Annotated in this window: 14 protein-coding genes; 6 read left to right on the top strand and 8 right to left on the bottom strand. The window is 45.5% G+C overall.

The window, feature by feature from the left end; genetic code table 11:
• The first annotated feature begins 36 nt into the window (after nt 1-36).
• On the top strand, nt 37-420 hold the full coding sequence (locus Q4Q57_RS16855) for a VF530 family protein (protein ID WP_311891464.1): 384 nt from the start codon (nt 37-39) through the stop codon (nt 418-420).
• A gap of 264 nt (nt 421-684) precedes the next feature.
• The gene (locus Q4Q57_RS16860; protein ID WP_311891465.1) at nt 685-1,146 is read left to right on the top strand and encodes a FlxA-like family protein; all 462 of its coding nucleotides are present in this window, start codon (nt 685-687) and stop codon (nt 1,144-1,146) included.
• A 61-nt stretch (nt 1,147-1,207) separates the two neighbouring features.
• On the opposite strand, the gene Q4Q57_RS16865 is transcribed toward Q4Q57_RS16860, so the two are convergent.
• From Q4Q57_RS16865 to Q4Q57_RS16895, 7 genes are all read right to left on the bottom strand, one after another.
• Entirely contained in the window at nt 1,208-2,185 is a 978-nt protein-coding gene (locus Q4Q57_RS16865) for a hypothetical protein (RefSeq protein WP_311891466.1), read from the bottom strand.
• A 57-nt stretch (nt 2,186-2,242) separates the two neighbouring features.
• On the bottom strand, nt 2,243-2,857 hold the full coding sequence (ribA, locus tag Q4Q57_RS16870) for a GTP cyclohydrolase II (protein ID WP_006081183.1): 615 nt from the start codon (nt 2,855-2,857) through the stop codon (nt 2,243-2,245).
• Between the two features lie 273 nt (nt 2,858-3,130).
• Complete coding sequence (locus Q4Q57_RS16875) at nt 3,131-3,487, bottom strand: YibL family ribosome-associated protein (RefSeq protein ID WP_107947079.1); 357 nt, start codon at nt 3,485-3,487, stop codon at nt 3,131-3,133.
• Between the two features lie 114 nt (nt 3,488-3,601).
• Complete coding sequence (nrdG, locus tag Q4Q57_RS16880) at nt 3,602-4,063, bottom strand: anaerobic ribonucleoside-triphosphate reductase-activating protein (RefSeq protein ID WP_311891467.1); 462 nt, start codon at nt 4,061-4,063, stop codon at nt 3,602-3,604.
• A gap of 103 nt (nt 4,064-4,166) precedes the next feature.
• Entirely contained in the window at nt 4,167-6,284 is a 2,118-nt protein-coding gene (gene nrdD / locus Q4Q57_RS16885; protein ID WP_106650181.1) for an anaerobic ribonucleoside-triphosphate reductase, read from the bottom strand.
• Between the two features lie 259 nt (nt 6,285-6,543).
• The gene (locus tag Q4Q57_RS16890) at nt 6,544-7,233 is read right to left on the bottom strand and encodes a hypothetical protein (RefSeq protein WP_311891468.1); all 690 of its coding nucleotides are present in this window, start codon (nt 7,231-7,233) and stop codon (nt 6,544-6,546) included.
• A gap of 120 nt (nt 7,234-7,353) precedes the next feature.
• The gene (locus tag Q4Q57_RS16895) at nt 7,354-7,872 is read right to left on the bottom strand and encodes a MarR family transcriptional regulator (RefSeq protein ID WP_311891469.1); all 519 of its coding nucleotides are present in this window, start codon (nt 7,870-7,872) and stop codon (nt 7,354-7,356) included.
• Between the two features lie 147 nt (nt 7,873-8,019).
• Between Q4Q57_RS16895 and Q4Q57_RS16900 the strand changes: the two genes are divergently transcribed.
• Complete coding sequence (locus tag Q4Q57_RS16900; protein ID WP_311891470.1) at nt 8,020-9,033, top strand: NADP-dependent oxidoreductase; 1,014 nt, start codon at nt 8,020-8,022, stop codon at nt 9,031-9,033.
• Nucleotides 9,034-9,143: 110 nt separating this feature from the next.
• Here Q4Q57_RS16900 and rssA read toward each other — a convergent pair whose 3' ends face one another.
• Entirely contained in the window at nt 9,144-10,091 is a 948-nt protein-coding gene (gene rssA / locus Q4Q57_RS16905) for a patatin-like phospholipase RssA (RefSeq protein WP_107947074.1), read from the bottom strand.
• Nucleotides 10,092-10,340: 249 nt separating this feature from the next.
• Between rssA and Q4Q57_RS16910 the strand changes: the two genes are divergently transcribed.
• The 3 genes from Q4Q57_RS16910 to Q4Q57_RS16920 all read left to right on the top strand — a co-directional run bounded on the left by Q4Q57_RS16910 (nt 10,341) and on the right by Q4Q57_RS16920 (nt 12,908).
• Nucleotides 10,341-11,696, top strand: a complete 1,356-nt coding sequence (locus tag Q4Q57_RS16910; RefSeq protein ID WP_311891471.1) for a DEAD/DEAH box helicase — start codon at nt 10,341-10,343, stop codon at nt 11,694-11,696.
• A gap of 202 nt (nt 11,697-11,898) precedes the next feature.
• On the top strand, nt 11,899-12,336 hold the full coding sequence (locus Q4Q57_RS16915; RefSeq protein WP_006081174.1) for a DUF3010 family protein: 438 nt from the start codon (nt 11,899-11,901) through the stop codon (nt 12,334-12,336).
• Nucleotides 12,337-12,383: 47 nt separating this feature from the next.
• Nucleotides 12,384-12,908 carry a YgjP-like metallopeptidase domain-containing protein gene (locus tag Q4Q57_RS16920; RefSeq protein ID WP_311891472.1) on the top strand — a complete coding sequence of 175 codons (525 nt, stop codon included), beginning with the start codon at nt 12,384-12,386 and terminating at the stop codon, nt 12,906-12,908.
• The last annotated feature ends 69 nt before the right edge of the window (nt 12,909-12,977 follow it).

Consider the following 12,977-nt stretch of genomic DNA (forward strand, 5'->3'; position numbering starts at 1 on the left):
CAAAACTGCTATACTCCCGCCATAGCACACTGCAACATGCATAATATGAATCAATCTAATAACCCGCTCCACGGCATTAAACTGGAAATGATCATCACTTACTTAGTAGAGAAATACGGCTGGGAAGAATTAGGTGAGAGAATTAATATCCGCTGTTTTACCCACGATCCCAGCATCAAATCCAGTTTACGTTTTTTAAGAAAAACAGAGTGGGCACGGGATAAAGTCGAATATCTTTATTTAAAAGCCAACAAATTACCCTTACCGCTACCTAAAGCCGAAGCGAGTCAAACCGCTAAGAAGCCTGCGGCAAAAATCACAACTAAAAAAGCGACTCAAACCACGACAGACAAGCCAGCTAAAAGCGAGAAATCCAGCTCAGATGGCAAAGTAAACAGCCATATTTGGGGTAACAATTAATCCTAGACCGCTGCTACCATAATGCGTAAACAGCCCTAGAATCAGGGCTATATTGTTATAATAAATCAATAACTCATCGTTTTTACTAACCTATTTGCACTGACCCACACCTTTAATTTAATTGTGGCTAATAGCGTTTACTAAGAGGCTGTGAGCCATGAGCAAGCACTCTTTTTGGCTGAGCGACAAAAAGTGACTTCAGTTTTCAAATTGATGGCCGATAGAAGTGGAGCATGATCCAAATTTGCATGAATGGAGTGTTAAATGAACATTAATGGAATAAACAGTAACGCAACTGGCTCAGGTTTCACCGCCGTATCAAGCGCATATATCGCAGCGACACCAGCCGCAACAAAAACATCTACGGCGAATAGTGAGTCCACTGACTCACAAGATACCCAAGAGACAGTCTCCATTTCTAATGCGGGCCGCGCGGCTTTATCCGCAGATGTGGGCGCAACCTTAAGAGACAAAGCCTTAGCCAAAAAGAATGAAGTCGAAAATGCCTCATCAGAAGAGCCTATGACGTTGATTGATCAGCAAATCCAAAAAATAAAAGAACAAATAAAGGCACTTCAAGAGATGTTGGCCAAGCTTGAAAATGATGACTCAGAGGCCGCTGATCAGCAACGTAAAATGATCCAAGAGCAAATCATGCAGTTGAGTAGTCAGATAGCGACATTAACTGAGAAAAAGATGCGTGAAGCCCAAAAGGCATCGGCTTAAATTAAGCGGTGAATATTCTTAACTGGGTTCAGCTATGCTCATGCAGTCTGGTTGGCCCCACTTAGATAGGAAAACTGAACATCAAACGCCAAATGTTCAATCCATCACCACGGCGATAGCTGAATCCAATACGATCAACACCCAGCAATTCGCCCCCAAGGGGCTTAGAAAACGCGAGGGAAAAACCAGCCTCATAACTGCCTGAAACTATGGTATCTTGCTCTATCTCGCTGATAAATCTGAGCTCATTGAAATACCAATAACCCACAGCAAAGATCCTTGGTTGCACCTGCAGATCCCACCATTGCCAGCGCGGCGCTAATCCTAAATCAACGCCAGTTTGTAACACCGCAAATTGATCGGCAAACTTGCCATAGTGCTCACTGTACCCGGCAAAGCGTAATCTCGACACCCACACCGCATCTTGCCCAGCAAGGGTGAAATCATACAAGCTACTGATCCCTGAGGCGATAATGGCAACGTTATCGTTTTTATCGAAGTTAGTACCAAAGCCGATATCTAAATACCCTTCCATTCGAGTGTTTTCGCTCGCCTGCCAGTGATGCTCAAAACCTGGGGTAATGGTCATAGTGCCTATCGACGACGGTAACTCGCCTTCGGTGATATCTTTGGCTAAATAATCAAAAAAGCCAAAGGAGATAGGTAAACGTAACCAAGTCTGGCTTCCGCTATCTTTCTTTAAATCAAAACTTAACGGAATACTGACCACGGTCGCATTTTGGTTAGCGGCGCGATAAACACCAGTGCCGAGATAACTGCCAAAGGCATAAACAGAATTGGGATTACTGCTCGACTCTATCGGATTGCTGCCATTGGCATTACTGCTAGGCGCGTGACTGATAGAAACAGGATCGACAGGCACGCCAGCATCATTCACTTGAGACGCAGATGTAAGTGTCACAGATGTGAACGTATTGGCGGGGGATACACTATTGGCGAAAACGGCAGGAACAATGCTCAGAAATACTAAGCAAGTTAACGACAAACATAATGGCAACCGACTGAAAAAATGGCTCAATTGACTAAAACCTTACTCATTTCTGACTCAATCGGTCGACCCATCATAAATACAAAGCTACTTATTTTCATCCATAAAATGATATTCAGACATCATGTGCCCAAGCTCAGTGGATTTGGTTTTTAAGTAGGCTTCGTTGTAACGATTCTTACCAACTTGCAGCGGTACGCGCTCAACCACTTCGATGCCAAACTCCTTCATCGCTTTCACTTTACGAGGGTTATTGGTCATCAAACGCACATGCTTCACGCCTATCTGTTCCAGCATAGGTTTGATCATGTCGTATTTACGCATATCGGCTTCGAAGCCCAGCTGCTCGTTGGCTTCAACTGTGTTGGCACCTTTATCTTGCAACTCGTAGGCGCGTATTTTATTCAACAAACCAATGCCACGGCCTTCTTGACGCAAATAGAGAATAAAGCCACTGCCCGTTTCCGCAATATTTTGCATCGCCGCTTGTAACTGAAAACCACAGTCACAACGCAAGCTAAATAACGCATCGCCAGTTAAACACTCGGAATGAATTCGACCCAACACTGGTTCATCCGCACTGAGCATACCGAATGTGAGCGCAACATGCTCTTTGCCTGATTCTGTATCTTCAAAACCATGCATGGCAAACACGCCCCAAGGAGTGGGTAACTTTGACGTCGCGACATATTTTATCGACATACTTAACCTTAACGACAACTCTCATTCCATGAGACGAATAAGATCCCTAGAAACAAATGAGGATTAGGCACTTAGCCAACTAAGCGCACTATTCTAAAGTGTTTTTGAACAATCAAGAAATACTTTAGTGTTTTAATCAACTAAACCTAACATGAATGTCATTTTCGATGGGCAGCACGAAGGAATGGATTAAAACGAAGCTGTGCATAAAGTACTAGGCGCACAAACACGCGATCGACACTCGATCCCGTGTCAGTGACGGCCTAACCCACATTAAAATTTTGCGGGCGCGTATCCAGTGACTTCCTTTAGCCCCATTTCACGGCCGATAGCCGTCATAGGGTGGATCACCACAAGACCTTTGACAGACTTTTTCAGTTTGCCCATGTCCGCTTGTTCTTCTTTAGTCAAAGCGCGATGGAAAGGCAAACCTTTGATATCTGAACCTTGCTTATTCAATAAGCGGGTTTGTTGGCCTTTCACACTGCCAATTTGCTTAGTGACTGCAGCGATTTCGCGCTTGAACTGGGCAATAATGACGTCATCGCCTCTTTGTTCAGCCGCAGCAAGTTTACGACGAAATTTATCTAATTTATCGTTAAGCTGCTGCAGTTCTTGCTTTAAATTCATTCTGTTACCTTAAATTACCTAAGTTAGCCACAGTAAAATCTTAGCCTGATTATGCTAGCGTCTGTGTCAAGGCCTGAGATTATAGCAGCAAGTTACAGATCCTCGTTACCGCTTTTATAACAAACGAATGATCTGATTGCTGCTACCGCGAAATACGAGACTTGGATCGGCAAGACTTTGTTCAAATTTCCCATCCACCATCACATCAATATAGGCCAACACGGCGCGCTGTTCATCACTCAACTCATCGAGCACATAACCCGTCCAAAGCCAAATATCTTTACCTGCACACTCAGCCTTGACTCGTTTGACGAGCGCCAAAATGGCACTGAGATTGACAGGCAATAAAGGATCTCCGCCCGAAAGCGATAAACCACGGCGCACAATCCGCTTATCATTAAGATCGGCAATAATCCTATCTTCCATCGTCCTATCAAATACATGCCCAGAACGGGGATCCCACGTGCTTTGGTTGTAACAACCGCGGCACTGGTGCTCACAGCCAGAGACAAACAAGGTCGCACGGGTACCTGGGCCATTGACCACATCGATAGGGAAATACTGATGGTAATTCATTGATGGTCACTCACAGTGCATTTCATCTTTTAACATTGGTACTTACCCCATGACACCATTGATGCCACGGAATAAGTCTAACAGGCAGAATAAGGTAATAATGTTACAAGTGTTTGATCCTACGTTTTACTTCTTCTTGCTTACCATAATTAAAGGGCCGCGCATCAGGGCTGCCTAAGTAACCGCACACACGGCGCGTGACTGACACTCGACTTGGCTCATGGTTGCCACACTTAGGGCAAGTGAATCCTTTGCTAGTACAGCTAAATTCGCCAGTAAAGCCACAGTCATAGCATTCGTCGATTGGCGTGTTCGTGCCATAGTAAGGCACGCGGCTATAGCTATAATCCCAAACGTTTTCAAGCGCTTCGAGATTATGCTGCATGTTGGGGTATTCGCCGTAACAAATAAAGCCGCCGTTCGCAATTGCGGGATATGGCTGTTCAAAATCAATTTTATCGTAGGGATTTACGCTTTTTTCCACATCGAGGTGGAAACTATTAGTGTAATAGCCCTTGTCCGTCACCCCTGTGACTAGGCCAAATTGCTTCGCATCCAGTTTACAAAAACGGCTGCAAAGACTCTCGCTTGGGGTGCTATACAGACTAAAGCCATAACCTGTTTCAGCCTTCCACGCATCCGTGGCGGCTTTAAGATAAGCCACAATAGCGACGGCTTTGTCCCTTAATTGTGCATCGTCAAATACATGGGTTTGGGTGCCATAGAGTGCATTCATGGTTTCATGCAGACCAATGTAACCGAGTGAAATCGATGCGCGACCATTTTTAAAAATTTGAGAGACATCTTCATCGGCGCGCAAACGCACACCACAGGCACCTTCCATATAGAGGATAGGTGCCACGCGGGCTTTAACGCCATTGAGTCGCTCGATACGCGTATCCAGCGCTTTACGGGCTAAGACTAATCTGTCATCTAAAAGACGATAAAACTCCGCCTCATCGCCCTTCGCTTCCAAGGCAATCCGCGGCAAGTTTAAGCTCACTACCCCAAGATTATTGCGCCCTTCATGCACGAGTTCGCCATTTTCCTCATAGGTGCCTAAAAAGCTGCGGCAACCCATTGGGGTTTTAAATGAACCTGTGACTTTCTCGACTTGCTCGTAGTTGAGAATGTCGGGATACATGCGCATAGTCGCGCATTTGAGCGCCATCTGTTTGACATCGTAATTGCAATCGCCCGCTTTATGATTAATGCCATCACGAATCGCAAACACTAACTTAGGGAAAACTGCCGTCTTACGGTTTTTACCTAATCCCGCCATCCGTACTTTGAGCATAGATTGCTGAATTAAGCGCGATTCCCACGAGGTGCCTAATCCAAAGCCAAAGGTCACGAACGGTGTTTGACCGTTGGCAGTGTGTAAAGTATTGACCTCATATTCCAAAGATTGAAATGCATCATGACATTCTTTTTCAGTTTGCGCCGTGGCGAAGGCTTTAGCGTCGGTAATCTTCCAATTCAGGGCAATTTGGTAATGTTTGTCGTAGCTCTTAGCGACAAATGGGGCTAACACCTCATCGATACGATTAATAGTTGTGCCGCCATAGATATGGCTCGCCACTTGGGCAATGATCTGTGCGGTCACTGCTGTCGCCGTTGAAATAGACTTTGGGGTTTCAATTTCGGCATTACCCATTTTAAAGCCATGGGTCAACATGCCAGCTAAATCAATCAACATGCAGTTAAACATCGGGAAAAACGGCGAGTAATCTAGGTCGTGGTAATGGATCTCGCCCGCCTCATGGGCAGCGACCACATCCTTAGGCAAGATATGACTCTTGGCATAATGTTTAGCAACTATGCCCGCGAGCAAATCCCGCTGAGTGGGAATAACTTTCGAATCTTTATTGGCATTTTCATTGAGTAAGGCCGCATTGCTTTGCTCGACTAAACCACGGATTTCGAGATTGAGTTTACTGGTCGCTTCACGGCACACATCTCTGTCGTGACGGTATTCGATATACACTCGCGCTAATGATTTATACGGCCCTTCCATCAACAAGTTTTCAACCGCATCCTGCAAATGATGGATATCAACTTCGGTTAAGGTCGCGACACTTTGACTGATACACGCTGCCACTGTCGCTGCATAGTCGCCATCCTCTATTCCAACTGAGTTTGCAGCGGCATTCACTGCATCCCTTATCCTTGTTTCATCAAAAGGTGTGCGGCAACCATCACGCTTAATTACGACTGGCATTGTTCAGTTCCTCTCCATCTCGCCTAAAAATTAACACTACATCTAGTGATTTTAAAAGAATAAAACACAATATGTAGAGCATTAGGCTACAACGACGATGAAGCGTCCATGATCCAGATCATAGTTTTTAGGAAGAAATAAAAGAACAAACCAGAACTGCAGCTAGGTCCAATTATCTGAAAATTGCGCCTTGACCTGCTGATTAAACCCAGCTAGTTGATGCCTGAAATCAGTGATAATCAAGCACCAAAGCTCAAGATTAACGCTTAGAGAGTGCGAGATAACTACTGAGTTGGCCCGATGCCGACTGATGCGAGCCCATAGACGAAGCGAGTTGCATCATAGATTTAAGCCCCTGCCATTGCTGCTTTTGGGTATCCGTTAGTGGTGGCTCGGAGTTTAAATAATCCGTTAACTGGCCAAGGACTTTGGTGGCTTTTTGAGCGAGCACCGGCGACTGAGCATCATCCATATTGGTCAAAACGTTTTTCGCATCGACCAAGGTATTGATAAGGGGGTTGTTCGGTGATTTTTTGGCTAATGATTTGAGCTCATCATCTAAGAAGTCTTGCAGCGCCTGCTTGCTCGGGGTGGTTGTGCTCGGAACTGTAATACCGTTTTTTGATAAACGCTCAAGCTGTACGTCCGATAAAATGCCGTCCTTTTGTAAACGTGACACTAATGCGGGAATATCGGCGACACCAAATTTGCCATCGGCAAAAAAATCCTTCGCCATCAACTGAATTTTCTGTGCACGTTGCGCCCGTGGCGACAGCGCTATCTCATCGGCTTTACCAGTGTCGGGTTTAGCGGTATCCGACTGAGTTTTCTTGGTCTCTGTGGTCGCATCAGTTTTAGCCGTACTCGTCTTTTGGCTATTGGCACCATAGGCATCGGCGATGCTGGTACTGCTACGATTAAGATTGAAGGCGTTTAAAATAGAATTCATCGTCAATAATTCGGCGTCTAAGATTCAATGACGGTTTTAAAGCAAAAACTAAGCCAATCAAGTATTAATCTTTGCAGAACCTGAATTATCGGGTAGCGAACAGCACCAGTAGCTTTATCTCTAGGACTGTAAATCTTCAATAAGGGCAAGACATTGCCGCCTCAACAAATCGAGTGCCTCTGCATCCATTTGTACTTTATTCAGCAAGGTTTGTTTCAAGGCTAGGGCTTCATGCTTAATCGCCTCTCCCTGAGCCGTCAGAGTGATCAATTTTTTCCGCTCATCTTCAATGCAGGCCAAACGCGTGATCAAGCCTTTTACCTCTAACCGCTTAACGATAGGCGTTAGCGTCCCCATATCGAGCTTAGTCGCCGCCGATAGCTGGGTTTGACTACAGCCATTTTGACGCCACAGGGTTTGCATCACCAGATATTGAGGAAAAGTTAACTCGTATGCCTCGAGTAAAGGCCGATAAGCGCGTACTAAGGCATTGCTGGCAGAATATAACGCGAAGCACACATTATCAGATAAACACAGTGCATCCCTTGGCTCGAGGTTCTGTACCTCTGTGTTATGTGGGTCTGGGTTTTGACTCTGCTCTGTAAATTCGAGCTCTGGGTGAGATAAACAATTTTGCACGTTTAAGCGCCTGTCATTCAAACATAGCGCTATCTTATCCGATCCGCCCCATCGCATCTAGTTTGCGCGCAAAGTATTTGCATTGTGTCATGAAGCCACGTAAAGTTGACGCAGTTAGTTTGCGCACAAACAAAAGGTTAATTTTTTATGAATAGCACTATTACTGAAACCCGTGAAATCCATTTAGCCAGTCGCCCTGAAGGCATGCCTACGGCAGAGAACTTTGCTTTAGTAAATCAATCCTTATCACCGCTCGCCGATGGCCAAGTGTTGATAAAAAACCTGTGGATGTCGGTCGACCCTTATATGCGCGGCCGCATGGTAGATCGTAAGAGTTATGTTCCGCCCTTCGCCTTGAATCAAGTCTTAGAAGGCGGCGCGATTGGTGAAGTTATCGCGTCTAAAAACAGTGATTTCCCAGTAGGCACTAAAGTCAGCAGCATGTTAGGTTGGCGCGAGCACGCTGTCACTGACACGGCTGGACTGACCGCTCTGCCGCAAACCGAATTAGACAGTTCACATTTCCTCGGCGTGCTGGGTATGCCGGGCATGACTGCGTGGACGGGACTGACTCGCATCGCAGATTTAAAAGCGGGTGAAACCCTGTTTGTTTCAGCCGCATCAGGCGCCGTCGGCAGTGTTGCTTGCCAGATTGGTAAACTGATGGGTGCTCGCGTAATCGCCTCTGTGGGTTCAGACGAAAAAGCGGAATTGCTGCGAAGCTATGGCGTTGATGCCATCATCAATTACAAAACCTGTGGCAATCTCACCCAAGCGCTCACAAAAGCCGCGCCAGAAGGGATTGATGTGTACTTTGAAAACGTCGGTGGTGAGCATTTAGCCGCAGCGCTGAGCAATATGAAAGATCATGGACGTATCGCCGTTTGCGGTATGATTTCGCAATACAACGACACAGCGCCAACACCTGGTCCAGACAACTTGGCTCTGATAGTGATGCGTAAACTTAAGTTAGAAGGTTTTATCGTATCCGAACATTGGGCGCATTATCCTGAATTTGCCGCTAAAATGGCTCAATGGTTAGCTGAAGGTAAAGTCAAAGCTGAACAAACTATTTATCAAGGGCTTGAACAAGCACCGGATGCCTTTATCGGTCTGTTTGAAGGTAAGAATCGCGGTAAAATGTTGGTGAAATTAGCGTAACTCGCCATCAAAGCGACATAAATGCTCAGTTTTAGATAGTAAAAAGTCGGTATAACGCGAGTTGTACCGACTGTTTCTATTTGATAGTCAACTGTTTATCTTTTAACGGATTAGCCCTTCCACATCGCAGCTTCAATCAAGTGGGCCACCTTTTCAACGGCAGCCTCGCCAGCGGCAATCGCCTCATCGGCACGGTGAAACTCCATAGTGCCGATATTGCCGACCTCAGGCACAATACAAATATCTGGCGGATCGCCCATCAAGCGCGCCCGTTTATGTCTTTGCTCTAAAATGCCCATTGATTGCGACATTACAGCAATCATGCCAGGATTCGATTTAGTGCCAAGTGAAAACTTATCGGTCAGATTGCTGACATAATCTCGGCCACGGGCAAACAAATCCATAAATCCAGTTTCTTGTCGCGCAGGCATATCCATTTCAGCTTCAACGTTTTTTTGGCTCGTCATGCTCACCGGCAATACTTGGATGCGACCAGAATGATAACCATATAAATCCACTGCAATCACCACATCAACGCCCATGGCACGGCTGACAGAAACAGGCACTGGATTCACCACAGCACCATCGACAAGCCAGCGGTCACCTTGTCTCACGGGCGCCAAAATCCCCGGCATAGAGCAAGAAGCGCGCACCGCTTGACGTAAATCCCCTTCAGTAAACCAAATCTCCTGCCCAGAGTACAAGTCGGTCGCAACCGCCGCAAAAGGACGGTTGAGGTTCTCAATATTCACATCCCCTATTCGAGCTTGCAGCACATCAAATACTTTATCACCGCCGATAAGACCGCCTTTACGCCATCGAATGTCCATCAAGCCAAGCACGTCCCAGCTCGAGAAACTCCGAACCCATTCTTCTAATTCAGGTAAATGGTCATGGGCGTACGCGGCGCCCACTAAAGCGCCCACCGAACATCCCGCAACTTTATCGGGTTTGATCCCCATGGCGGCAAGACCATTCAACACGCCAATGTGCGCCCAACCTTTCGCAGCGCCACTGCCCAAGGCAATACCAACCGAAGGGGTTGTTCCGTTAGCCATAAATCATTCTCCTGTTACTCAATCCACTACACGATAACGTAAAATCCTTTCATATCCACTGTCAATTGGTGAAGCCAAGGCAATTAAGTACTTGTAACATCGATGTAAACAAATGCCAGCAACTAAGTGTAAATGACACACTTTCGCGATAAATCCATGCGTGAAGCAGAGATAATCATCGATGTGGATAGCTGAGTTAGGGCGATTAAGGCTATAATCTGTCCTTACTAAGATTTAGGGGATATACCTTTGCAATTTACCGATTTTTCTCTGGACCAGCGTCTGCTTCAAAGCATAAAACATATGGGGATCACAGAACCCACCGCCATCCAGGAACAAGCACTGCCTATCGCATTGGCAGGTAAAGATTTAATGGCGTCATCAAAAACTGGCTCAGGTAAAACCTTAGCGTTTTTGTTACCCGCATTGCAAAGAGTCATTTCTACCCGCTCACTGTCAAAACGCGATCCTAGAGTCTTGATTTTATTACCGACTCGCGAACTAGCACATCAAGTGTATAGTCAGCTTCGCCTGCTAGTCGCCAACACCCAATACAAGGCCATCAGCGTTCTGGGTGGGGAAAACTTTAACGATCAAGCTAAAGCCTTAGCAAAAGAACCGCATTTTATTGTCGCAACGCCAGGTCGTATCGCCGATCATCTAGAGCAAAAACATCTATTCCTAAATGGGTTAGAGTTACTCGTGCTCGATGAAGCCGACCGCATGTTGGATTTAGGCTTTGCCCCGCAGTTAAAAGCCATCAACGATGCTGCCGATCATAAACGTCGTCAAACGCTGATGTTCTCTGCCACGTTAGATCATGACGAAATCAATGATATCGCGGCAACACTATTAAAAAATCCAGCGCACGTGGCGATTGGCGCGGCTCACTCTGAGCATAACGACATTCACCAACGCATCTTCTTATGTGACCACTTAGACCATAAAGAAGCGTTATTAGCCCGTTTACTTAAAGATGAAACACACAAGCAAGTGATCATCTTTACCGCGACGCGCCCAGATACAGAACGCTTAGCCGCTAAATTAATTGAGCAAGGTTTTGCAACCGCCGCACTCAGCGGTGATTTAAAGCAAGCCGCACGCAACCAAATCATGGACCAATTTGCCCGTGGCCAACAACAAGTCCTAGTCACGACCGATGTCGCCTCTCGTGGCCTTGATTTGCTCAATGTGTCCTTAGTTGTTAACTTCGACATGCCTAAATTTGCCGAGGAATACGTGCATCGTATCGGTCGTACTGGCCGTGCTGGCGCGAAAGGTGATGCGATATCGCTCGTCGGACCTAAAGATTGGGACAACTTTAAGAAAGTCCAAGTGTTCCTTAGAAAGACCTTTGAGATCAGTACGATTCCAGGTCTAGAAGCTAAATTTAGTGGTCTAAAAAGCAAAGCCAAACAGACACCAGCAAAACGTGTTGCTAAAGCCGAGCTTGCTAAAGGTAAGAGCAAAAGAACTAAAGCAGCCACATCGGCGCCTTCACGGGATAAGCGTTTTATCACGGGCGTGGACATTGGCGATGCACCAATGCGTAAAAAGCCTGCTGCGGCGAAATTGCTGCAAGACAATGATACAGAAGAAGTTTAGAAAGAATTAAAGCATACATGCCGGTGGATTTAACATCAGATTTTATTTCTGATACACAACACATTGGCTGATCGAATACTGGGAATTGACGCACCAAGCGCATCAGTCTGTCGCCAAGCGAATCAAAAGCGCAGGGTAAACACTGATCCTCAGGTCATTTCCAGCTACAATAGCGCTATTATCGATATTTTGAAGGTGTAACATGAGAGTTTGTGGTGTTGAATTAAAAGGTGGCGAAGCCATTATCAGTTTATTGAGCTATGAAGGTGAAACCTTCAATGTGCCAGAATGCCGTAAGGTGTCTTTCACCGTTTCCCAATCTGCTACCACAGAAGCTATTCGTGAGTTTCACTTCGCTTTTCATAAGCTTATGCAAGATTATCGCGTTGATGAAGTTGTCATCATTGAACGTGAACAAAAAGGTAAATTGGCGGGCTCAGCCACAAGTTTTAAACTTGAAGCAGCGATTCAATTAGGTGAATTACCTGTCAGCTTACTGTCTCCTGTCACTATCAAAGAGCAAAACAAGCGCAATCCACCACAGGTTGATTTCGATAGTTTAGATCTTAAAAAAGTGCAGCAGTTAGCTTTTGAAGCCGCTTACGCCCAGCAAAATCGCCGTATTTTCGGCAAAGTTTAAGTAATGCGATGACTCAGGCTCCGAATTCATTCGGAGCCCAATCCCCTATGAATCCATTAAAATACTTAAGCGGTTACAGCCCAGATATCCAACAGCAGGTACAGCAACATCTTGATGCTGGCACATTACCTAAGCTACTGTTGAAACGTCATCCTGTCATACATAGCGTTCGCAGTGATAAAGCGCTGTACGAATACACCCAAGCGATTAAAAACCAATTTTTACGCCAGTCGTCACCACTCTCGAAAGTGATCTTTGATGACAAAATTAACATTAGTCATCATGCACTTGGCTTACATTCCTACGTCGCGCGAGTTCAAGGCAATAAAATCAAAGCTAAGAACGAAATTCGCATATCTTCACGTTTGAAGCGTGTACCAGAGCCTTTATTGCGTATGGTCGTTGTACACGAATTAGCCCATTTAAAAGAAAAAGATCACAACAAGGCTTTCTATAATTTGTGTACTCATATGGAGCCGGATTATCACCAGTTTGAATTTGATTTACGCTTATTATTGACCTGTATCGACGCCAACATATCCCCTTATTGCGCAGATAAAGCCGACACTTGACCTTAGTATATTTTTTAGCCACTTGACTGATAATAGTTTTCATTTAAAATATTGAAGTATCTCACGCTG

Origin of the sequence: Shewanella sp. SP2S2-6 (assembly GCF_031931965.1) — a bacterium.
Taxonomy (GTDB): domain Bacteria; phylum Pseudomonadota; class Gammaproteobacteria; order Enterobacterales; family Shewanellaceae; genus Shewanella; species Shewanella baltica.

Bases quoted from the DNA above. Each gene is read 5' to 3' on its own strand.
- Q4Q57_RS16855 (WP_311891464.1), top strand. From the start codon at position 37: ATGCATAATATGAATCAATCTAATAACCCGCTCCACGGCATTAAACTG.
- Q4Q57_RS16860 (WP_311891465.1), top strand. From the start codon at position 685: ATGAACATTAATGGAATAAACAGTAACGCAACTGGCTCAGGTTTCACC.
- ribA (WP_006081183.1), bottom strand. From the start codon at position 2,857: ATGTCGATAAAATATGTCGCGACGTCAAAGTTACCCACTCCTTGGGGC.
- Q4Q57_RS16875 (WP_107947079.1), bottom strand. From the start codon at position 3,487: ATGAATTTAAAGCAAGAACTGCAGCAGCTTAACGATAAATTAGATAAA.
- nrdG (WP_311891467.1), bottom strand. From the start codon at position 4,063: ATGAATTACCATCAGTATTTCCCTATCGATGTGGTCAATGGCCCAGGT.
- nrdD (WP_106650181.1), bottom strand. From the start codon at position 6,284: ATGCCAGTCGTAATTAAGCGTGATGGTTGCCGCACACCTTTTGATGAA.
- Q4Q57_RS16890 (WP_311891468.1), bottom strand. From the start codon at position 7,233: ATGAATTCTATTTTAAACGCCTTCAATCTTAATCGTAGCAGTACCAGC.
- Q4Q57_RS16900 (WP_311891470.1), top strand. From the start codon at position 8,020: ATGAATAGCACTATTACTGAAACCCGTGAAATCCATTTAGCCAGTCGC.
- rssA (WP_107947074.1), bottom strand. From the start codon at position 10,091: ATGGCTAACGGAACAACCCCTTCGGTTGGTATTGCCTTGGGCAGTGGC.
- Q4Q57_RS16915 (WP_006081174.1), top strand. From the start codon at position 11,899: ATGAGAGTTTGTGGTGTTGAATTAAAAGGTGGCGAAGCCATTATCAGT.
- Q4Q57_RS16920 (WP_311891472.1), top strand. From the start codon at position 12,384: ATGAATCCATTAAAATACTTAAGCGGTTACAGCCCAGATATCCAACAG.